This is a genomic window from Natronolimnobius baerhuensis, assembly GCF_002177135.1.
Taxonomy (GTDB): Archaea; Halobacteriota; Halobacteria; order Halobacteriales; family Natrialbaceae; genus Natronolimnobius; species Natronolimnobius baerhuensis.
This window is the reverse complement of sequence record NZ_MWPH01000002.1, coordinates 271,421-290,410: the sequence shown is the minus strand read 5'-3', so window position 1 is coordinate 290,410 and position 18,990 is coordinate 271,421. Positions and strand designations below refer to the sequence as shown.

Sequence of the window (18,990 nt, the reverse complement as noted above, 5' to 3'; positions counted from 1 at the left end):
TCGAGCTTAGACGCCGAACGTGGCTCGGAGCATATCCCGCGTTCCGGGGCCGAGGCCGACGGCGACGACGGTGATCATCAGCAAGATCGCATACCGGGGGCTGTCCTCGAAGACCTCCTCGTTGAAGATCCAGATGACGACGACGGCAGCCAGGAGTTTCACCAGCAAGAACGGCCAGGCTGCACCGGTGATGTCGACGATTTCCGGTGGCAGCGCTGACCCGGTGATGTCCACAATCGCCGCGTTGACCGGATGTTTCGGCACGAGGTTGTTCGCGTGGCCGAAGGCGACCGCCCAGTCGAGACCGATGACGTTTGCGACGCCGTCGACGGCGTGTGCCCAGATGACGACCACTCCCATGTACCGCGTCCCGCGATTGAGACCTGGTGCGAGTTTGACGATCAGATACCAGACGATAGCCGTCGAGAGCGTCGCGCCGACAAGTGTGGTCACCAGCAGATACGGATAGAAGGTTGCGTACTCGTGGACCGCGGCCGTGTAGCCGAGGTAGCCAACTGTCACTGCGAGCAGGGCCGTCCCGATCCCAAACAGCGGGTACTCATAGCCCGAGACGTACTCCTCGCGCTCGAGCCAGACCGAGACGGTGACGGCAATCGCGGCGATGATGAAGACGACGAAGTAGATCAGCGGACTAATCAGAAAGCCCGACCAGGGGAGTTCGATTGCGAGTTCGCCGGTGTCGCGGTAGGCCGCGACGTTGACGTCTTCGACGACGCGCAGGGCGCCGCCAAAGAGCATGAACGGGAACAGCCCGTAAAAGCCCGCACGGTAGCGCTCGATCTCGAGGCGCTGAATCAGGAAGATTATCCCGATGACGCCGAGGATCAGCGTCGGGATGTAGCCGGCGTAGGAGACGAACGTGTAGCCGGGTTCGGCGAACGGTCCGTCATCGGGGCCGGCCTCGGCAGCGTGGATTTGTTCGCCGCCGGCCCAGGCGATTTCGCCCCAGCCGTGGGCGTCTGCGACAACGGGACCCCAATAGTACTGCCAGATGAGATCAACATAGACGCGATTGGGGAACAGGAACGCTGCAAGCGCTACCCCCGCAGCGAGGACGAGGACGGTCGCGGCCCAGACGCGCTCAGGGCCGTACCGTTCGATATACTCGTACATGATCGAAAGGCCGAACGGTGGCCGCTTACCGTTTCCGGTTTTCTGCAGGTACCGAAACTACGCTGTCTCCGTTTCCGTTTCGATCTCCCGTGCAGCCTCGAGCACATCCTCGTGAATTGCGCCGTTCGAGGCCACTAACCCGTGGCTATCGTGTCGCCAGCGCTCGCCCTCGAGGTCGGTTACGCGCCCGCCTGCCGCCCGAATCAGGGCGACGCCAGCGACCGTATCCCACGGGTTCGCCTGCTTGTTCGTGACGACGCCCTCGAGTGCGCCCGCGGCGAGGAGGCCAAGCTCGAGTTGGGCACAGCCGTAGCGACGGATATCGCCGAATCGGTCGACGAGCGCGCGCGTCGCGGCGGCGTACTCGTCGCGGTCGTCGAAGTTCCACCAGAACGTCGGACAGGCGTGTCCCGCTTCCGGGTCGGTACAGTCACTTACCGCGAGCGACTCGCCGTTTCGGAACGCGCCCTCGGGACCCATTCGATACGTATCCGACAGCGCGGGACAGACCGTCGCCGCGGCGACCGGTTCGGCGTCGACGACGGCTGCGACGGCCGTTCCGAACGCCCGCACGCCGTCGACGTAGTTGTTTGTGCCGTCGATGGGGTCGACGATCCAGGCCGGCCCCTCCGCGGGCACCTGCTTGAGCGCGTCCTCTTCCTCGCCGACGACCGGGTCGTCTGGGAACGTTTCGCCGAGGATCTCGATGACCCGCTCCTGTGCATCTCGGTCGCTCTGGGTGACGACGTCCGTCTTCCCGTCTTTGTAGTCGATATCCAGTTCGCCCCGGAAGGACTCGAGTGCAATCTCGGCACCCGCTTCGGCCGCCTCGAGTGCGACGGTCGCCCGTCGCTCGGTATCGTCGCGTTCGCTCATGCCCTCACTGCGACTCGGGGGTGAAAAGACCTAGCGATTCACGATGGGAACAATTAGCATACGTACTCGAGGCGGTCGTCGACCTCGAGACCGCCTGTCGGCCCGTCGGCGTCGACTGGCTGCTCGAGTTTGAAGACGGTCACCATCTCCGGAGTCGAATCGGCGTTCATCGTCACCTGCTCGCAGTAGTACGCAGCCAGTGGCTCGTACTGCGAGGCAGGGGCGTACCGCAGTTCCGACCCGTAGCGCTTCCAGAGCACGGACGGATAGCGGTCGGCGGCGTCCGGCGGTCGATCAATCGCACCCGACTCGTCGGTGAGCGTCCCGACCGTCTCGCCGGATTCGAGGTCTGCCTCCCAGGCGTACCACCAGTAGCCCTCGGGCGGGTTCGGCGCGAAGAACGCCCAACTTGCGCCCTCGATATCGTCCTCGAGCGCCGCCGAGGCTGGCTCCGGCGTCTCGAGAAAGCCAAGTGCAACTGCCTGCCAACTCAACACGGCGACGAGCCCACAAATGAGCGCCACGGCCACAGCGATGCGCCCGGCGCGACGGATTGGTGCTGGTATGCGCGCTGAACTCGTCGGCCTCTCTATCATCGGTATCGACTCGAGCGCACGGTAGCGCGCCGGAACGTACGTCTCGAGGGCGTCCTCGAGTCGGTCCCAAACCTCCGGTGGAAGGTACAACAGCAGGATGGCGACCATGACGAACGGGAACGCGCCGAGGCGCATCGTCACGCCCAGCCCGAGTTGAGCACAGATAAACGCGCCCGCGAGCGCGAGGCGAAGCCGCCCTGTCGCAAGTATCAGGAGTGGTGAGACAGTCAAAAGCGCGACCCAGGCCAAGTTCGCCGCGGTGAGCAGCGCCGAAAACTCCGTCAGGAACGGCCCGACGAGGACGACGTACTGCTCGAGGTGGAAAATCCGCTGGACGGCCGTGCCGGTCATCCACGAGTCGCTTCGAAATTTGAGCACGCCGTTGACCGCGTAGATGCCCACGAAGTGAACGAGGATAACTGCGGTCGCGACGGTACAGACGCGGTCCGTTCGGCACTCCGTTTGTCGGCCGCCACAACGGTGTGCGTCGAGTGACCAGCGAGCGCCAAGCGGGAGGAAGAGGCCGAGAGCCAGCACGGAGAGCATGATCGTATCGCCGCCGTTGAGCACGTATGGATTGCGCGCGAACAACGACGCGAGCAACACCGCGGACACGCCCGTCGCGAGTCGGGTGCGATAGCCGACAAGTAGACAGCCAGCTGCAATCGCGGCCACCGCGATCAGTAGCGTCTGCACCCAGAGCGACCCCGACAGCGCGTGCACCGACAGCGTCTCGAACGTCGGAAACGACTGTGCGAGCACGTCTCGAGGCAGTGTCCCCTGATCAGTGTAGAACGTCCGCAGTCCCGGCAGTCGAATAAACAGTAGATCGGCGAGGACAATTGCGCCGAGTGCGATGCGGAACGCAGCGAGTGCGCGCAGGTCGATTCCGAGTCGCGTCCGCATTGCCGACCGAATTGCCCGTCCCGCCGCTCGAGTGCGGGTCGATCTGTCGTTCGTAGTCTCTGATTGGCCCCCTGTCATCTACTCGGTCTACAACGCGCGCCGTTGCTGTCGGCGTTCTCACTGTCTCAGTATATGTTTTCTCCTCGAGTACGACGGCTCACTACGCTTCGTGGCGACTCTGTCCGTCGGTGTTCGTCTGCATGCTCGAGCGATCTACCGATAGCGGGATTACTGCACCCCAAATCGCAGGAAGGCATTGTAATTTGTGTATCACTCGTTCCAAGAACGACCACAATAGAGATCGCGGAGATCGATCACGTGTCATCCTCGCCCGCGTAAATCTCTTCCCAGGACACGTCGGCCGTCTGTTGAACGGGTTCTAAGTAAATCCGTCCCCACTCGATTTGGCCGTCCGGAATGCCCTTGATGACGACGCCGCGGACATCTAACTCCTCGCCGTCGGTCTGCCTGCCGTGCATTCGCAGTTCGATCCAGGCCGTGTCGCCATCGATTGTCGTTCGTGGAAACTCGACGGACAGATCCGGTGTCGTATCGAACATTTGTATCCAGTTCTCCCGAACCTGTTCGCGTCCGGTAAACGACCGTTCGGGATGGGCCGGTGTCTCGCTCCGATAGTCCTCGTGGAAACACGAGAGCAACGCCTCGAGGTCGTGATCGTTCATCGCCTGCAGAAATCGCTCGACAGTCTGTTCGGGTGAACGCGAGTGTGACATTGGTGTGCTAACAACACCCATAGAGATAAACCCGAGACCATACTGATCGGCTGTCGTGTGAGTCTGGTAGCGTATCGCGAGCCACAACGGCTGTACTGGACAGAACCCGTCGGCAGCGCTACTCGGAATTTGTATTGGGACAGAAGTGTTGCGAGGGAAGATCGCTCCGTGCTGATCTTCCGCATCGTGCGACGTGGTTGCGCCGCATGCGATGCGAGGGGAGGGAATCGAACCCACGAACGTCTACACGAGCGGATCTTGAGTCCGCCGCCGTTGGCCGCTTGGCTACCCTCGCACGCGAGTAGTGATTGGAGGTAATTGCTTGAATACTCTGCGATTTTCCGCTGTCACTGTTCCGTGCTTACGCCGACGAAACGCGCCCACCAAACTCGATCCCTGTGCGCTCGTAACGACGCTCGCAGTTGAGACACTGGTAGTCGCCCTCGATGTGTTCGTACAGGCGCTCGCCACACGTTCGACAGTTGCCGTCGGGATGGTGCATTCACTCGAGGACCGAGTGCGCGCTGTCGTAGTGCTTGCCCTGCACCGGTGGTCGCATTATATACGCCTCGAGCGGCGAGCACCACGAGTCGGCCAGACAGCGAACAGTATACCCGTCAGGCACCACAATATCCCGGTATGGACGACCACACCAGCGACCCAAGCGTCAACCCGCCGCCGCGGGGACAGACGCCCGCGGGGTGGCTCGAGGCTGACGAGCGCTGGAACCACGCGACGCTCCGGCAGGCAATCGTCCACGGCGTCCGACTGTTCAACGACGGGGCGTACCACGAGAGCCACGACTGCTTCGAACTCGAGTGGTACAATTACGGCCGCGGCAGCGAGGAAAGCGCCTTCCTCCACGGGATGGTCCAGGTCGCCGCCGGCACGTACAAACGGATCGACTTCGAGAACGACGACGGCATGCGCTCGCTTTTCGAGACCGCGCTCCAGTACTTCCAGGGTGTGCCCACGGACTACTACGGCGTCGATGTCCTCGAGGTTCGAACGATGCTGACAAATGCACTCGAGGACCCCTCGCGCGTCGACGACTGGCAGATCCTGCTCGATGGCGAGCGCCCGCCTGGTCGGGCGGTCGACTACGAGTACATCCACGCACTCGAGGAGTGAGCGCCTCGCTGTTCGATAATCCGTGTGCTAATAACACACAAGGTTTCCTGACCGTGTGAGAAACCGAACGGCCTTTTGCGTCCCAGGCCGTTACGTAGTCTATGAAAGTTGCACAGCTCGGGTCGGGAACGCCAGAGATCGCCGTCGTTGCAGGAGTTCACGGCGACGAACCGTGTGGCGTTCGCGCCGTCGAACGGCTCTTAGACGAGCGCCCGACCGTCGAACGCCCTGTCAAACTCGTCGTTGTCAACGAGAAGGCACTCGAGCGACAGGTTCGGTTCGTCGACGAAGACTTGAATCGCGCGTTCCCCGGTAACCCGGATGCACAGACGCACGAAGGACAGTTAGCCCACCAACTTGTCGAGGAACTCGAGGGCTGTCTCACCTTTTCGATGCACTCGACGCAGAGCCACGCGGAGCCGTTTGCAATCGTCAACGGCGTCAGCGAGACCGCACAGACGATCATCCCACAGCTCCCGGTCGCGGCGATGGTCGAAACGAGCGACTTCGCGGAGGGACGACTCTTTACCGAAGTCAGGACGCTCGAGGTCGAGTGTGGCCTCCAGGGGTCGGAAACGGCTGCCCAGAACGCCGACCGGCTCACTCGAGCGTTCCTGACCGCTGTCGGTGCTCTGCCCGGTGATACGATGCACCGCGATCTGCCCGTCTACCGACTCACTGACGTGATCCGCAAGGACGATGCCGACACCTACGAAGTGTTCGTCGACAACTTCACCGAAGTCACACCCGGCGATCCGTTCGCCGCAGCCGACGGTAAGAAACAGGTCGCCAAAGAGTCGTTTTACCCGGTTCTCATGTCGTCCAACGGCTACCGTGACGTCTTCGGCTACGCCGCCGAGAAACTCGAGGTGCTGACAACGCCGACGGCAGCCGATTAGTTGGCCGGGCCGCCAGCGTAGACGGATATCCGAGATATGCACAAGTTTCCCCGCGTGGGGAGCATTGATAGGCAGACGATTCCTTTGCGTGTATAATGACTGCAACACTGCAGCTCTCGCTGGTCGTCGGACTGGCGGCGGAGTTGTTCCCCAACGGGGTGAGCCACTACGCGGTCGGTGGCCTCCTCGTCGGGCTGGGAACCGCCGTGATCTACTTCGGCACTGGTATCGCCGCTGGCGCGAGTACCTTCCTCGAGTCGACGCTCTCGTACGGCTCGAGTCTTTCGCGCTTCCAACAGTATCGTCCTTCGCGTGACTGGCGCGTCGTCTTCACGCTCGGCATCGTCGCGGGCGCGGCCGTCTACGCGCTAACCTTCCAGTCCGGCCTCGTCTCGAGCGGGCTCTACCAGCCCGCCACGACCGGCCAACTGTACGATGTCGGCGGGATCACGCTCTGGCTGACCGATGTCCAGCCCTGGCGGCTGTTCCTCGGCGGCATTCTAATCGGGATTGGCACCCGCGTCGGGAAGGGCTGTACCTCCGGCCACGGCGTCTGTGGCGTTGGCTCGGCCTCGAGTGCGTCGTTCGTCGGCGTCGCGACCTTCCTGTTGGTGGCAATCGGCGTGGCACAACTGGTTGCGGCACTGGGGGTGAGTCCATGAGTGCCGAACACGAACAGCACCCGCTGTTCATGCCGCTGGTGTTCGTCGGCGGCCTGATCTTCGGCTTCGGACTCGGGTTCAGCCACATGGCCCAGCCCGAGGTCGTGATCAACTTCCTGAACTTCGATGACTTCGGCCTGCTGTTCGTCATGGGTGGTGCGGCGGTCATCACGGGCATCACCTTCTTCGGCATCGGACTGTTCCGAGAACGCGCACCCCTGACCGGGAGCGTCTACGCCCGTCGGCTGAAGACCCTCGATAGGAACGTCGTCCTCGGTGGCGGCATCTTCGGCGTCGGCTGGGGGCTGTCGGGCATCTGTCCCGGCGCAGCCTACGCGAGCCTCGGCGTCGGAAACATCTTCATCCTCTACGGCATCGCCGGCATGTTCGTCGGCGCGTACATCCAGGGCTTCGTCCGCTCGAGTCGCGCTGACGAGGACGCCCCGGCCACGGCGGCCGACTGACCGGGCGGCTTTTTGTCACGACCGTCGTATCGCTGACCAAATGAGCCTCGAGGCGTACAAACGACACCTTCGCACGCGAGTGCTCCTCATCTGTCTGCTAGCCGTCGCCATCTTCGGTGCTCGCTGGCTGGGCCTGCTCGAGGGCACGGGATCACGTTTACCGGGTCCAGGGGCCGGCGCACCAGTTTTGGCGGCCCTGGCCGTTGCGGGCTGGCTCGTTATCGCGGGTATCGGTGCAGTTGGGCTGTATCGGTGGCTCCGGTCCTAGCGTGTTCTATGTTAGTTCTCCATACACGACACAAACGCCTAACAGGCAGGTGTCCGAACACATCGTATGGTCGACAAAAACGTCGTTCGTCGGGGCTACGACGGCCTGGCAGAGACCTACGCCACCGAGCGCGACCCCGATGACCGAGAAGGCGAACTACTCGAGGGACTTCTCGAGCGCCTCCCGGAGTCCGGACGGCTGCTCGATGTTGGCTGTGGGCAGGGAGAGCCGGTCCTAGAGTGTCTGACCGATGAGCCGCAACTCGAGACGCTCGGCATCGATCTGTCGCGCGAGCAACTGCGGTTTGCACGTGAGGCCACAGCCGGCGTGTCGCTCGCCCGCGGCGACATGACGGCGCTGCCAGTCGAAACGAACGCGTTCGATGCCGTCACGGCGTTTCACTCGGTGATTCACGTCCCGAAAGACGATCATCAGGCGGTCATCGACGAGTTCGCGCGCGTGCTGCGTCCGGACGGATTCGTGCTCATGACCGAGGGGACCAACGACTGGCAGGGGACGAATCCGGACTGGCTCGAGAGCGGCGTCGAAATGCAGTGGCATATCGCTGGTGCAGAGCGGACGCGCGAGCAGTTACGGAACGCTGGCTTCGACATCTGCGACGAGTGGCTGGTCGGCGACGAACTCGCCGACGAGGACGCACACTGGACGGTATTTCTCGCGCGACTCAAGGACTACTGAGTGAGTCACGCATACCGAGGCGAGACATCGGATGGTGACGACGCAAAGTCTATCCCTCTGACGTCCATACAGGTGGGTATGGACTTCCCACCGAACCAGGGTCTCGATCAGGACGAAGTCACCGAAGAAGTCGAACAGGTTCTCGAGGAGAACGAGATCGTGCTGTTCATGAAAGGCACTGCGCTCATGCCCCAGTGTGGTTACTCCCGCAAGGCACTCGGCCTGATTGACCACCATCGCGACGAGTACGAAACGGTCGACGTCCTCGAGTCGCTCGATGAGTATCGAACGGCACTCAACGAACACAGCGGCTGGGAGACGATTCCACAGACCTACGTCGATGGCGAGTTCGTCGGTGGGTCGGACATTCTCGAGGAACTCGACGAACGCGACGAACTCGGCGAGACGCTGAACGCGGAGTAGTCCGCGCGCACCTGTGCGGATTCTCGCGGTTCTCAGTCAAATATTCGATTTGAGACGTAATTCCAGTGACCCCAATATCGCTTGTGTGGCAGGTACTGGCCCTCGAGAGAAAAACACACTACGAAGGGAGACTTAAATTTATCCGTAGTCAAAGGCGACGCATTTAATAGCAGATCATATAAGTCACGCCCACGTATTCACAACCAAGCGACCGTCGCCGCAACCTTCCCACTATGTCAACAGAGGATTCCAGACACGTTTATCGGCTGCATTCGACGCTCGAACTGCCCCTCGAAGACCTTCGAGAGCATATCGACGAAGCGAAGTATCCAGAGGGGATCAACGATGTGGAGATCACGCGGCGAAACAACACCCTCATCCTGAAAGCCGTGGCTGAAGACCAGTCGGTCAGTAAATACACGCCGACGGCACAGTTGAAAGCCAGCGTGACCGAAAACCGGGTGTACGAGGAAGATCCCGACGAGCGCCGTCAGTCCTTTAGCTGGGACGAAGAGGAAGAAGAGGAGATTGAGTCCGAACTCGTCGAGTTCGCCGCGTTCAAAGGCGACCGCGAGACCGTGCTCCAGAACTCCTTGCTCCAGTACGAGATGTTCCTCGTGCTCTGTACAATCGCAGAAGCCGCCGAAAAGGGCACGCTAACCGCCATTTCGGAACACGGCGGCACGCTCGAGGCGACCCGGATTGTCGACGGCGAACCACGCCCGGCCGACATCGAGGTCGTCGAGGGGCCACGCGACCACGGCTCCGGCGACGGCGGTGTCAACTGGCGCGATAACAAGTTCATCAGCGACTAACACCGCATCGACTGGTTCTGGTGTCTCTCCAGACGCCACACTCATTCGTTCTCGAGTGAGAACACTGTTTTTGATCAGCGATGGCGTCGGCGGGGAGTCCGTAGAGAAGAATGGGACGTCCCCACGGGTGCAAGCGAGGCGTACGGCTGGCCTATGGAGGCGCCGCCTGCAGTAGTGAGTGACAACAGGCAGGTAGCAGTCCATTTCGACTGTACGGTGGCCCAATACGGTATTGATGGCGCAAACGCTGTCGACAATCGAACCGTTACGCGACGAAAAACCGACCGGCGTCACAGCGCCTCGAGCGAACTATCGTCGCTGCTCCCAGTAGCACGCTGATAACGATATAGCGCGTGTTGGAAGGTGTAGGTGTCATGAGCTACGAGGTGATACGACGTGCGCTGTCTCTTCTTTAATAACACGCCGGCACACGTCCATCTGTACAAACACACGGTCAACCGACTCGAGGATGATGGACACGATGTGCTCGTTCTCGCGCGTAACGACGAGTTCACCGAAACGCTGCTCTCATATCACGACGTGCCCTACGAGACCTACGGTGATCGCTCGGAATCGTTGCACTCGCTGGCCTGGGAACTGCCGGCGCATCTGGCGACAATCGGCCGGCAGGCCCGGGAGTTCGATCCGGACGTAATCTTCGGGATCGGACCCTATGCGGCCTATACGGGGACGATCACACGGACGCCGGCAATCGCCGTGCTTGACTCCGAGCCGTCGCTCGATCACGTCGTCTCTCGGCCGTTCGTCCAGGCGTTTCTGACGCCCGCTGCGTTCCAGAAGGACCTCGGCGCGAAACACTACGAGTTTGAGGGTTTCAAAGAATCGGCGTATCTCCATCCCGACGTCTTCGAGGCCAACAAGTCGGTTCGTGACGACCTCGGCGTCGAACCGGACGAATCCTATGCCATCGTCCGATTCAACGCCTTCAACGGCCACCACGACGTGGGACGACAGGGCTTTTCCCTTGAGCAGCGCCGACAACTCCTCTCGGAACTCGCAGAGTACGCCACGATTTTCGTCTCGGACGAGGGCGGGGATCTCGAGTACGATGACCTACCGGCGCGGAAATTCGATCTCCACCCGGCGCGAATGCACGACGCGCTCAACGAGGCCGATCTACTGGTCGCGGACACGCAGACGATGATCACCGAGGCGGCGCTGCTTGGCACGCCCGCGCTCCGTTCGAACTCCTTCGTCGGCGAGGACGACATGGGTAACTTCGTCGAACTCGAGAAGGAGGGTCTCGTCGAGAACATCGGAGAATTCGAGGCAGTGCTAGAACGCTCACAGGAACTGCTTGCGGATGATTCGGCTCCCGAGCGGTGGGAGCAGCGGCGAAACGACTACGTCGAAGACATGGTGAATCTCACGGACGTTATTTCGGACGTTGCACTGGCGTACAGCGAGACGAGTACCGAGCCGGTTCAAGTCAACCTCTCGCCACGGGGGGTCAACTGATGCGGGTCTGTTCGGTCGTCGGCGCGCGCCCGCAGTTCATCAAAGCCGCGACTGTGTCTCGAAAGCTCCGCGACGTGGGCGAGGAGGTGCTGGTTCATACGGGCCAACACTACGACAAGGAGATGTCCGACGTCTTCTTCGACGAACTCGATATCCCCGAACCCGAGTACAACCTCGGCGTCGAATCCGACACCCACGGCCGCCAGACAGCGCGGATGATCGCCGAACTCGAGCCGGTTATCGAGGAGACCGACCCCGACGCCATCTTGCTCTACGGCGACACCAACTCGACGCTCGCCGGCGCAATCGTCGGCTCGAAGCGCGACGTGGTCGTCGCCCACGTCGAAGCCGGACTGCGAAGTGGCAATCGCGACATGCCCGAGGAGATCAACCGGATTCTGACGGACCACGCCTCGGATATGTGCTTCGCGCCAAGCAAAGCCGCAGTCGAGGCGCTCGCAAACGAGGGCATCGTCGACGGCGTCCACTGGACGGGCGACGTGATGTACGATGCAATCCTCGCCGCACGCGAGCGCGCACGAGAGAGCACAACGATTCTCGAGGACCTCGGCCTCACCGACGACGAGTTCATCCTGACGACGGTCCACCGGGCGAGCAACACGGACGACCGGGACAATCTCGAGGCGATTCTGGACGGCCTCGCGAGCGCACCGCTGCCGGTTGTCTTCCCTGCGCACCCGCGGACGGTCGACTGCCTCGAGTCGTACGGGCTCTGGGAGCGCGCGAACGAGGAACTCGAGATCGTCGAACCCCTTGGCTATCTCGATTTCGTGCGCCTACTCGACGGCGCAGAGCGAGTCGCAACGGATTCCGGCGGCGTCCAGAAGGAGGCGTTCTTCCTCGGGACGCGCTGTCTCACCATGCGCGAGGAAACCGAGTGGACGGAGACGGTCGACTGTGGCTGGAACCAACTCGTCGGGCCGAATACGGACTTGATCCGCGAGGCGCTGGTCACCGACTGGGAACTGGATCCGCGCCCGCAACCCTATGGCGACGGCTCGGCCAGCGACCGGATCGTTGCCCTGCTACAGGACGAACTCGAGGCCGTCGACCCAGAGCAACGGATCAAAGCGCCGTCGCTCGACTGACACTGGAGGACGACACAGCGTCTCGTCGAGATAATCTCGAGTTGTGGTCCTCCCTAATGTTGCCGCTTCCACTGTGCGGGCTGTGATGGGGATTTCGCGACGAATCGATGGTCGACTGGCCGGCGTTTCACGGACTCCGTAGGCAGAGCAGAACTCGAGGACACGTCACAGACACCACCACGGCACAGCAACCGGCCGTTCGATGATTTTCGCCCGGCAGCCGACAGCCGTCCTCCCGGGCAAGTAGCCGTGTCTGTTTTCTCGTCGCGAATTCCGTCAGAGGTTTCCGCTCCCCCAAAGGGTTTAAGTGAGGTAATTATATGTAATTACACGAAATGACGGAGAACTTCCCCGACTACGTCGACGTCGACTACGACGATGGTACCGGCGAAGACCCCGCGGACTATCCACACATCAACGACAAGATCGAAAAGGCCATCGAGGTCACGCGACAGGGTCTCGAGCAGTACGAGAACCCGGCCGTGATGTGGACCGGCGGAAAGGACTCGACGCTCGTGCTGTACTTCGTGACGCAGGTCGCCGAGCGCTTCGATCTCGAGGTGCCACCCGCAATCTTCATTGACCACTACCAGCACTTCGACGAGATCCACGATTTCGTCGACTCCTGGGCCGACGAGTGGGATCTCGAGGTCGTCTACGCGCGCAACGAGGACATCGGCCAGTACGTCGATGAAAACGGTCTCGAGCCGGGCGACGACATCCCAATCGCGGACCTCGACGACCACAACCAGCACCACGTCGAGAACATCCTCGAGTACGACGAAGACACCTTCCCGTTCCTGCTCGACACCTACGCTGGCAACCACCTGTTGAAGACCGTCGCGCTCAACGACGCACTCGAGGAGCACGACATTGATGGCATCCTCTCGGGCGTCCGCTGGGACGAACAGGAAGCACGCGCCGACGAGACGTTCTTCTCGGAGCGCCACGACCCGGACATCTACCCGCCCCACGACCGCGTCCAGCCCATCCTGCAGTTCGACGAGGCCGCGGTCTGGGAGGCCTTCTGGGACTTCGTCGTTCCCGATACGGTCGATGCGTTCCCCGAGGAAGGCTACGTCCCCGAAAGCAAAGACGACCTTCCGGACGACCTCGAGCCTGCGGACACCCCAGTCTCGCCGAAGTACTGGGAAGGCTTCCGCTCGCTCGGCAGCGAGATCAGCACCGAAAAGACCGAAGAGGACCCGGCATGGCTGCAGAATCTCGAGGAGACGACCGAGCGCGCAGGCCGCGCCCAGGACAAAGAGGACCTGATGGAGCGCCTGCGCGACCTCGGTTACATGTAGACTCGAGGCGTCAACGCCTCAGTGATTGATTCACGCGGGTTTGCGTTTTTGCGTTCATACTCTCAGTCAGCGCCAGCGCTTTCGCGAATCGGCAGCTACTATACATTACGTTCAGACAGTTCGTGCGTGTACCGAAGACTGTTCATGGCGACGGCGCTGCTCGCGTTTGTCGTGCGTCTCGGTGAAGCCGCCGTTGCGCTCGGCTCGGCGAACCCGTTCTGGAACTGGCTCGAGGCCAGTTGGACCGTCGCCTGGATCGGCGTCGTCGCCGTGGGTGTCGGCTGCTATTGTGTTGGGGATCGGATCGGCCTCGAGAGGGACGCTCGATCCGGACTCGCCGCTCTCGGTGCATTCGTCTGCGGGCCAGTCGTCGGCTACAGCGTCGGTTCAGCGCTGCTCATTGGTGTGGGCCTCGAGAGCACGCTGACGCCGGTCGGAGCACTGGTTTCCGGTGTACTCCTCGGGCTGTACGTTTTGCTCGGCGGAATGGCTGGCGTGACTGCTCGCAACGTGATGAACGGCGACCAGGTCGTCAATGCCCGGCTGCTAACCAGCGCAGGTGTTCTCGTCTTCATCGCGGCGATGGCAACGATGTCCGAGTACGGCTACGGGACGTGGGCTGACACCTGGTTTTTCATCCTCTTCAGTTCGTACTTGCTCGGGCTTGCCGGGCTGCAACGACGCAGCGCATCCAGCGCGGCGAGCCCACAGTAACGCCAATCCACGCCGCAAAAAACCACAGTCGCTCAGTTCGTCGCGCGGTACTCGCCGTGTTTGACGCCGATTGCGAGCATGATCGCACCGAAGATCGCCATCGACGGCAGGACCATCATCATGATCGTCTGCGTCGTCATCGGTGCCATCGGCGTCAGTTCCGGCAAGGCAAACAGCGCGCCGACGCCGACGACCAGTACTGCAACGAACGCCGCGAGCATTTTCGGGAGGTCAAGTGCCATACCAGGCGCTTCGGCGTCCTCGAGTAATTATATTTGGAAACCAGACGGTCTCGAGGCCGAACGTCTTCGGTTAGTTCGACGGGCGAACCAGATTCGCCAGCGAGACGAGGATGCCGAGGAACCATCCGAGGACGAACGAGAAACCGATCCACATCGCCGCGTAGGCCGCCCCCTCGAGTTCGAAGTTCGCCCAGAGGTACTCGTTGATGCCGCCAATCGCAAGCGGGTTCGCGAGCAGCCAGGCGGCGAACTGATAGCTCGGCTCGAGGACGTAGGGCTCGAGGGCGGGCGTGACGAGTGCGGCGACGACCGGCGGGAGGAACAGCGCGGTCATCCCGAAGGGATAGGCGAAGACCACGGTCGTGATGCGCCCGCCGACTTTGGCGAACAGCGAGGCGATTGCGGCCGACAGCGTCGCAACACCGCTTGCGGCGGCGACGGCGATGACGGATTCGACCGGAATGTCGACTTGCTCCATGTAGGACATCGCGCCCCAGATGAGCGTGAGCAGTCCCCAGCCCACCAGCGCCATACCGGTGACGCCCGCGATGCCGAGTCGCGTCCGTGTTGAGTCGAGTTTTGATGCGTAGTAGCGCGTCCCCAGTCCGACGACGGTCAGGGGATACATGAGGAGCAGTCCAATCGTTCCGAGGATGCTCCAGAGACGGTAGCCGATTTTCTGTGGAAGCGTTTCTGGCTCCCACTTGCCCATGACGGAGTGGCCGCGGCCGCGTTGCCTGGGGAAGACGATCTCCATCCAAGCTCCGTGTAACCGCTGTAAGTCGGTCTTAACCGCGCCGACGATCCCACCACCGCCACGATTCCGTGTGCGGGTAGACATACGCAAGCCAAACTGCCGGTGTACCGTAAACTTTCCTTCTCTTTCAGCACCGACAACACGTCACCGAAATTGCGGTCACAATCGAGTAAGCAGAGATTTCCCGGCCTCGAGCGGCGGGTTCTTAGTTCCAGGGGGCGTAGTCCGGGTCGATTTCGCGGCTGGTCTCGTCAATTGCATCGATCTGCGCGACATCCTCGCTCTCGAGGTCGAGCGTCAGCGACCGCCAGTTGTCGCGAATGTGCTCTGGCGTGACCGATTTCGGAATCGCGGTAATTCCTTTTTCGCGCAGCCACGCGAGGCTCACCTGAATTTCGGTGACGTCGTGTTTGGCTGCAACGTCTTGAATTTCGGGCTGATCGACAATCGAGCCGCGGGCGAGCGGGCTGTAGGCAACGACCTCGATATCGTGGTTCGCACAGGCCTCGCGGATGTGCTCCTGTGGCAACAGCGGATGGCACTCGACCTGATTTGCCAGAATCGGCGCATCACAGAGATCGACCGCTTGCTCGAGTTGGTCGGGTTCGAAGTTACTGACGCCGACGTTTTCGATCAGTCCCTCGTCGTACAACTGGGAGAACGCCGAGAGCGTCCCTTCGGGGTCGTACGTGCGCGAGGGCCAGTGGACGTACAGCAGGTCGATTGACTCCACACCGAGCCGGTCGAGACTGTCGCGCGTCGTCTCGAGGACGTCCTCATGAGAGAGATTCGAACTCGAGACTTTCGTTGCGAGAAACACGTCGTCGCGGTCGACGTCAGACTGTGCGATGCCTGCGCCAACGGCGTCTTCGTTGTCGTAGCCCTGTGCGGTGTCGATGTGTCGATAGCCACACTCGAGGGCTGTCCGGACGGCATTGGTACAGTCGTCGCCGCTGGCTTGCCACGTACCGAGTCCGAGCATCGGCATGCCATTTGCGGTTGGACACAGTGTCGAGTCGATTGCGTCGACGTCATTGAGCGTCATGTGACGGACAATGTCGCGGCCCTGAAAAGCAGTTGGGGTTGCAGAGATGCACACGCGTGCGTGACGTCACTCTCTTGTTCCACAGACACGTCACGGAAACTGAAAGACATGGGAAGTAATCCGAATTCAGTGTATGGACTGGCAGAATGGATGGCTTGATAGCTATATTTCTGGACGGTCATATAAATCACATCGAAAAATAATTGTCGATAGTGGCACTTACATGAGTTTGTCGACCAAAACATAAATAATCTATTCTCTGTGTTTACCCGTTACTATATCCACTCGAGTTCCGTAACTTATTAACCGCGGAGTGTGGCCCTACGTAGCAATGACGCGGATGCTCGAGACAGACAATACCAATCTCTCCGAACAGATCGTTACCGCAGTCGCCACAAAGCGTGATACTGACCCGACTGACCTGCCGCCGCTGTTTGACGCCGTTGATCCCGATGCATTGACGGCGGTGTTTAGTCCAACTACAACTGGTGCGCCACGAACGGGACGCATCGAGTTCCCGTATGCGGGCCACGATATCGAGATTGTCTTCACCGAAGACGAGACCACACTCTCGGTTAACTGATTCACGATTGTCCGTCCGTCTCGAGCGGACGGGGGTGGGACCAGGGCGTGGATCAGGATAGCCCTCGAGTGCTGTCTCCCTGTTACAGTGAGTGGCAACTCCGCACTACGCGTTCGAGGAGCCGTTCGGGGAACCGCAACCGCGAAAATCCGGGCGGCGGCGTTCGAATTCGAACGAGGATATCCGGCGATGGGGTCTGGCTCGTTCGAGGGCACGCTCAGACGATTTCCTGTCCGCCAGTTTCGGCACACCCTCGACCAGGCAGCGCCTGCGCGTCCATCGGTACGGCAATCCGTCTCAGTGGTCAATCCCTGGCCGCTGGAACGTGGTTTCGTCGCCAACTGGATCGGCGACTGCCCGTTCGATATCCGGGGCTGACAGCACCTCGTTTCGACTGGGTTCGTCGCTGTGTGTAAAGTAGTACGTCTCAGCGCAGCCGGCGACCATCTCCGCAAGTTGCTGATCATCGTTGTGAACGACCGAGACGAGATCACCGGCAACAGCGACCAGCACCGTCTCGTCGGGTTTGTGCAGCGCCTCCCGCAACTGGCCTGCCGTACAGTCGGTTGGCAGTTCGATTCGAACGCCGTCGACCGTCACCCATCGCGTTTCCATACCGCTCCTACGTGGGAGCGACCCTATACCATTGTGCCCGCAGCTACAGGCCGCCCCACCTATAGAGACGACTCTCGAGTGCTGAGAATCCGTATTTATCTGTTTTGAAGACGGTCGCTTTCACCGCACTATGTTGGTGTCGGGACAGACCATAGACAGCTGTCGGCTCTCGCCTCCGGCACTCTTAGGAGGGTTGCGGTCGGACAGAGTCGTGTGAGCGAGAATCGCGTCGTTCAGGGACGAATGGTCACAGCGCAGAAACTCGCGGAACTGATCGAGGACGACAGCGTCATGGAAACCGACTCGATGACCGACGCTGATCGGGACTGTCCCGACTGCGGCGGTGACGTGCTCGAGGTGACGTACATGCCATCGATCACGGAACTGGTCACCGGCTGGAAGTGCCAGGAGTGTGACTGGGGCGAAACGGACCGTGACTAAGTAGCCAGGTGATGGCCTCGAGCCGACGACTCCCTACCAGAGCACGAACTCGAGGGCGATAACGAGTGCGGCGAGAAAAACGTGTTCGCCGTCGACGACGAACCCGTAGAACAGCGGCCCGCGCTCAGCGGTCGCGAAGGGAATGTAGCAGGCGACGTAGGCGTTCATCGCGAGGACAACGAGGAACACACTCGAGAGCGCAGTCGTTGTGACGATGACGAGAACCGCCGTTGCGACGACGACGACGTTCCCTGCCTGTGACAGCCGTCGTGTCCACGGAACGCCGACCGTGTTCGGCACCGTTGCAATCCCTTCTGCACGGTCGCCTTCGATGTCTTTGATATCGAAGATGACGGCTGCAATCGTGATCATCGCGGTCATGTACCCCGCGAGAAACAGGATTTCTGGCGTCCAGAGACTGTTGTAGTAGTAGCCAACACCCAGCGGGAGCAACCCCCAGGCGACGCCGACGAAGAGGTTCTTGACGAGCAAGAGTCGCTTGATCCCGCCGACGGAGTACAACACCGCGGCGACGAGTGGCAACAACAAATAAATCGCACCCGGCACCCCCAGGACGACCGCAGCGCCAATCGCACCGAGATAACAACAGATGCCGATTCCCAACAACAGCCGCCCGTAGCGTTTCGTAAACGCCGCTCGATCCGGGACGTTTTCTTCGTCCTCCTCGAGGTCGGTAAATCGGTTGACGGTGTAGACGAACAGGGTCGCGCCGAAGACGATAAACAGCGGAATCGGCTCGAGTGGCAGGTCCGCCAGCACGACTGTCGTGACGACGACGCTCATCGTCGCCAGTGAGATAAAGAGGTTGCTGTGGACCAGCACGCGACAGATCGTCTCGAGCGATGAACGCCAGCGGTGCGCTCGCGACTGTGCGTGGGTGGTCGTCACCGCGGGCCAGCCTCCGAGTAGGGTGGAGACGAATGTGACATCGGATGGTGGGTGCCGACGCGGTCGTGTACGGGCGATGCTGGGGGACCGGCGCGTGTCTGTAGTCCCGTCCCCATCTCGAGCGAGTCGGAAGACCCTACGCGCGCGCTCGAGTCAAACCCTTCGGTCGGTGGCCATGGGTG

24 protein-coding genes and 1 tRNA gene are annotated in these 18,990 nt (G+C 61.3%); 14 read left to right on the top strand and 11 right to left on the bottom strand.

Annotated elements, in window-relative coordinates; genetic code table 11:
- Positions 1–6 precede the first annotated feature (6 nt).
- From B2G88_RS07715 to B2G88_RS19520, 6 genes are all read right to left on the bottom strand, one after another.
- Positions 7–1,134, bottom strand: coding sequence for a DUF63 family protein (locus B2G88_RS07715; RefSeq protein WP_087714455.1), 1,128 nt, complete (start codon positions 1,132–1,134; stop codon positions 7–9).
- A 57-nt stretch (positions 1,135–1,191) separates the two neighbouring features.
- Complete coding sequence (locus B2G88_RS07710) at positions 1,192–2,010, bottom strand: inositol monophosphatase family protein (protein WP_087714454.1); 819 nt, start codon at positions 2,008–2,010, stop codon at positions 1,192–1,194.
- A 53-nt stretch (positions 2,011–2,063) separates the two neighbouring features.
- Entirely contained in the window at positions 2,064–3,590 is a 1,527-nt protein-coding gene (locus B2G88_RS07705) for an HTTM domain-containing protein (protein ID WP_087714453.1), read from the bottom strand.
- Positions 3,591–3,826: 236 nt separating this feature from the next.
- On the bottom strand, positions 3,827–4,246 hold the full coding sequence (locus tag B2G88_RS07700) for a nuclear transport factor 2 family protein (protein ID WP_054862802.1): 420 nt from the start codon (positions 4,244–4,246) through the stop codon (positions 3,827–3,829).
- A gap of 212 nt (positions 4,247–4,458) precedes the next feature.
- A tRNA-Leu gene (locus B2G88_RS07695) sits at positions 4,459–4,541 on the bottom strand.
- A 66-nt stretch (positions 4,542–4,607) separates the two neighbouring features.
- Entirely contained in the window at positions 4,608–4,748 is a 141-nt protein-coding gene (locus B2G88_RS19520; protein ID WP_176393197.1) for a hypothetical protein, read from the bottom strand.
- Positions 4,749–4,885: 137 nt separating this feature from the next.
- On the opposite strand from B2G88_RS19520, the gene B2G88_RS07690 reads away from it, so the two are divergent.
- The 12 genes from B2G88_RS07690 to B2G88_RS07635 all read left to right on the top strand — a co-directional run bounded on the left by B2G88_RS07690 (position 4,886) and on the right by B2G88_RS07635 (position 14,216).
- Complete coding sequence (locus B2G88_RS07690) at positions 4,886–5,377, top strand: DUF309 domain-containing protein (RefSeq protein WP_087714452.1); 492 nt, start codon at positions 4,886–4,888, stop codon at positions 5,375–5,377.
- Positions 5,378–5,478: 101 nt separating this feature from the next.
- Positions 5,479–6,276: a M14 family metallopeptidase gene (locus B2G88_RS07685; RefSeq protein ID WP_054862803.1), complete on the top strand. Its 798-nt coding sequence runs from the start codon at positions 5,479–5,481 to the stop codon at positions 6,274–6,276.
- Between the two features lie 95 nt (positions 6,277–6,371).
- Positions 6,372–6,938 carry a YeeE/YedE family protein gene (locus B2G88_RS07680; RefSeq protein WP_087714451.1) on the top strand — a complete coding sequence of 189 codons (567 nt, stop codon included), beginning with the start codon at positions 6,372–6,374 and terminating at the stop codon, positions 6,936–6,938.
- The gene (locus tag B2G88_RS07675; RefSeq protein ID WP_087714450.1) at positions 6,935–7,402 is read left to right on the top strand and encodes a DUF6691 family protein; all 468 of its coding nucleotides are present in this window, start codon (positions 6,935–6,937) and stop codon (positions 7,400–7,402) included. Before B2G88_RS07680 ends, B2G88_RS07675 begins: the two co-directional genes overlap by 4 nt.
- A 40-nt stretch (positions 7,403–7,442) precedes the next feature.
- Positions 7,443–7,670, top strand: coding sequence for a hypothetical protein (locus tag B2G88_RS07670; RefSeq protein WP_054862804.1), 228 nt, complete (start codon positions 7,443–7,445; stop codon positions 7,668–7,670).
- A 66-nt stretch (positions 7,671–7,736) separates the two neighbouring features.
- Positions 7,737–8,369: a class I SAM-dependent methyltransferase gene (locus B2G88_RS07665; protein WP_087714449.1), complete on the top strand. Its 633-nt coding sequence runs from the start codon at positions 7,737–7,739 to the stop codon at positions 8,367–8,369.
- Positions 8,370–8,447: 78 nt separating this feature from the next.
- A complete protein-coding gene (locus B2G88_RS07660; protein WP_087714448.1) occupies positions 8,448–8,792 on the top strand; it encodes a glutaredoxin family protein in 345 nt (114 codons plus the stop codon).
- A gap of 233 nt (positions 8,793–9,025) precedes the next feature.
- A complete protein-coding gene (locus B2G88_RS07655) occupies positions 9,026–9,607 on the top strand; it encodes a DUF7110 family protein (protein WP_087714447.1) in 582 nt (193 codons plus the stop codon).
- Between the two features lie 396 nt (positions 9,608–10,003).
- Positions 10,004–11,086: a hypothetical protein gene (locus B2G88_RS07650; RefSeq protein WP_087714446.1), complete on the top strand. Its 1,083-nt coding sequence runs from the start codon at positions 10,004–10,006 to the stop codon at positions 11,084–11,086.
- Positions 11,086–12,195 (top strand): non-hydrolyzing UDP-N-acetylglucosamine 2-epimerase, encoded by a 1,110-nt coding sequence (gene wecB, locus B2G88_RS07645; protein ID WP_087714445.1) that lies wholly within the window; start codon positions 11,086–11,088, stop codon positions 12,193–12,195. The genes B2G88_RS07650 and wecB overlap by 1 nt, the downstream gene beginning before the upstream one ends.
- 335 nt (positions 12,196–12,530) lie before the next feature.
- On the top strand, positions 12,531–13,502 hold the full coding sequence (locus B2G88_RS07640; RefSeq protein ID WP_087714444.1) for a phosphoadenosine phosphosulfate reductase family protein: 972 nt from the start codon (positions 12,531–12,533) through the stop codon (positions 13,500–13,502).
- A 126-nt stretch (positions 13,503–13,628) separates the two neighbouring features.
- Positions 13,629–14,216 carry a hypothetical protein gene (locus B2G88_RS07635; protein ID WP_140408827.1) on the top strand — a complete coding sequence of 196 codons (588 nt, stop codon included), beginning with the start codon at positions 13,629–13,631 and terminating at the stop codon, positions 14,214–14,216.
- Positions 14,217–14,248: 32 nt separating this feature from the next.
- On the opposite strand, the gene B2G88_RS07630 is transcribed toward B2G88_RS07635, so the two are convergent.
- The 3 genes from B2G88_RS07630 to B2G88_RS07620 all read right to left on the bottom strand — a co-directional run bounded on the left by B2G88_RS07630 (position 14,249) and on the right by B2G88_RS07620 (position 16,260).
- Positions 14,249–14,458, bottom strand: coding sequence for a DUF7333 family protein (locus B2G88_RS07630; protein ID WP_054862806.1), 210 nt, complete (start codon positions 14,456–14,458; stop codon positions 14,249–14,251).
- Positions 14,459–14,528: 70 nt separating this feature from the next.
- Entirely contained in the window at positions 14,529–15,299 is a 771-nt protein-coding gene (locus tag B2G88_RS07625) for a hypothetical protein (protein WP_087714443.1), read from the bottom strand.
- 121 nt (positions 15,300–15,420) lie between these two features.
- Positions 15,421–16,260, bottom strand: a complete 840-nt coding sequence (locus B2G88_RS07620) for an aldo/keto reductase (RefSeq protein WP_087714442.1) — start codon at positions 16,258–16,260, stop codon at positions 15,421–15,423.
- 331 nt (positions 16,261–16,591) lie between these two features.
- Between B2G88_RS07620 and B2G88_RS07615 the strand changes: the two genes are divergently transcribed.
- Entirely contained in the window at positions 16,592–16,843 is a 252-nt protein-coding gene (locus B2G88_RS07615; protein ID WP_054862815.1) for a HalOD1 output domain-containing protein, read from the top strand.
- A 297-nt stretch (positions 16,844–17,140) separates the two neighbouring features.
- On the opposite strand, the gene B2G88_RS07610 is transcribed toward B2G88_RS07615, so the two are convergent.
- Positions 17,141–17,458 (bottom strand): hypothetical protein, encoded by a 318-nt coding sequence (locus tag B2G88_RS07610; RefSeq protein WP_087714441.1) that lies wholly within the window; start codon positions 17,456–17,458, stop codon positions 17,141–17,143.
- Between the two features lie 213 nt (positions 17,459–17,671).
- On the opposite strand from B2G88_RS07610, the gene B2G88_RS07605 reads away from it, so the two are divergent.
- Positions 17,672–17,899, top strand: a complete 228-nt coding sequence (locus B2G88_RS07605) for a DUF5795 family protein (protein WP_054862808.1) — start codon at positions 17,672–17,674, stop codon at positions 17,897–17,899.
- 33 nt (positions 17,900–17,932) lie between these two features.
- On the opposite strand, the gene B2G88_RS07600 is transcribed toward B2G88_RS07605, so the two are convergent.
- The gene (locus B2G88_RS07600) at positions 17,933–18,808 is read right to left on the bottom strand and encodes a UbiA family prenyltransferase (RefSeq protein WP_054862809.1); all 876 of its coding nucleotides are present in this window, start codon (positions 18,806–18,808) and stop codon (positions 17,933–17,935) included.
- Positions 18,809–18,990: the final 182 nt, after the last annotated feature.

Excerpts from the sequence above, each read along its gene's own strand:
- B2G88_RS07715 (WP_087714455.1), bottom strand. The coding sequence starts at position 1,134 with ATGTACGAGTATATCGAACGGTACGGCCCTGAGCGCGTCTGGGCCGCG.
- B2G88_RS07710 (WP_087714454.1), bottom strand. The coding sequence starts at position 2,010 with ATGAGCGAACGCGACGATACCGAGCGACGGGCGACCGTCGCACTCGAG.
- B2G88_RS07705 (WP_087714453.1), bottom strand. The coding sequence starts at position 3,590 with ATGACAGGGGGCCAATCAGAGACTACGAACGACAGATCGACCCGCACT.
- B2G88_RS07700 (WP_054862802.1), bottom strand. The coding sequence starts at position 4,246 with ATGTCACACTCGCGTTCACCCGAACAGACTGTCGAGCGATTTCTGCAG.
- B2G88_RS19520 (WP_176393197.1), bottom strand. The coding sequence starts at position 4,748 with ATGCACCATCCCGACGGCAACTGTCGAACGTGTGGCGAGCGCCTGTAC.
- B2G88_RS07690 (WP_087714452.1), top strand. The coding sequence starts at position 4,886 with ATGGACGACCACACCAGCGACCCAAGCGTCAACCCGCCGCCGCGGGGA.
- B2G88_RS07685 (WP_054862803.1), top strand. The coding sequence starts at position 5,479 with ATGAAAGTTGCACAGCTCGGGTCGGGAACGCCAGAGATCGCCGTCGTT.
- B2G88_RS07680 (WP_087714451.1), top strand. The coding sequence starts at position 6,372 with ATGACTGCAACACTGCAGCTCTCGCTGGTCGTCGGACTGGCGGCGGAG.
- B2G88_RS07675 (WP_087714450.1), top strand. The coding sequence starts at position 6,935 with ATGAGTGCCGAACACGAACAGCACCCGCTGTTCATGCCGCTGGTGTTC.
- B2G88_RS07670 (WP_054862804.1), top strand. The coding sequence starts at position 7,443 with ATGAGCCTCGAGGCGTACAAACGACACCTTCGCACGCGAGTGCTCCTC.
- B2G88_RS07665 (WP_087714449.1), top strand. The coding sequence starts at position 7,737 with ATGGTCGACAAAAACGTCGTTCGTCGGGGCTACGACGGCCTGGCAGAG.
- B2G88_RS07660 (WP_087714448.1), top strand. The coding sequence starts at position 8,448 with ATGGACTTCCCACCGAACCAGGGTCTCGATCAGGACGAAGTCACCGAA.
- B2G88_RS07655 (WP_087714447.1), top strand. The coding sequence starts at position 9,026 with ATGTCAACAGAGGATTCCAGACACGTTTATCGGCTGCATTCGACGCTC.
- wecB (WP_087714445.1), top strand. The coding sequence starts at position 11,086 with ATGCGGGTCTGTTCGGTCGTCGGCGCGCGCCCGCAGTTCATCAAAGCC.
- B2G88_RS07640 (WP_087714444.1), top strand. The coding sequence starts at position 12,531 with ATGACGGAGAACTTCCCCGACTACGTCGACGTCGACTACGACGATGGT.
- B2G88_RS07630 (WP_054862806.1), bottom strand. The coding sequence starts at position 14,458 with ATGGCACTTGACCTCCCGAAAATGCTCGCGGCGTTCGTTGCAGTACTG.
- B2G88_RS07625 (WP_087714443.1), bottom strand. The coding sequence starts at position 15,299 with ATGTCTACCCGCACACGGAATCGTGGCGGTGGTGGGATCGTCGGCGCG.
- B2G88_RS07620 (WP_087714442.1), bottom strand. The coding sequence starts at position 16,260 with ATGACGCTCAATGACGTCGACGCAATCGACTCGACACTGTGTCCAACC.
- B2G88_RS07615 (WP_054862815.1), top strand. The coding sequence starts at position 16,592 with ATGACGCGGATGCTCGAGACAGACAATACCAATCTCTCCGAACAGATC.
- B2G88_RS07610 (WP_087714441.1), bottom strand. The coding sequence starts at position 17,458 with ATGGAAACGCGATGGGTGACGGTCGACGGCGTTCGAATCGAACTGCCA.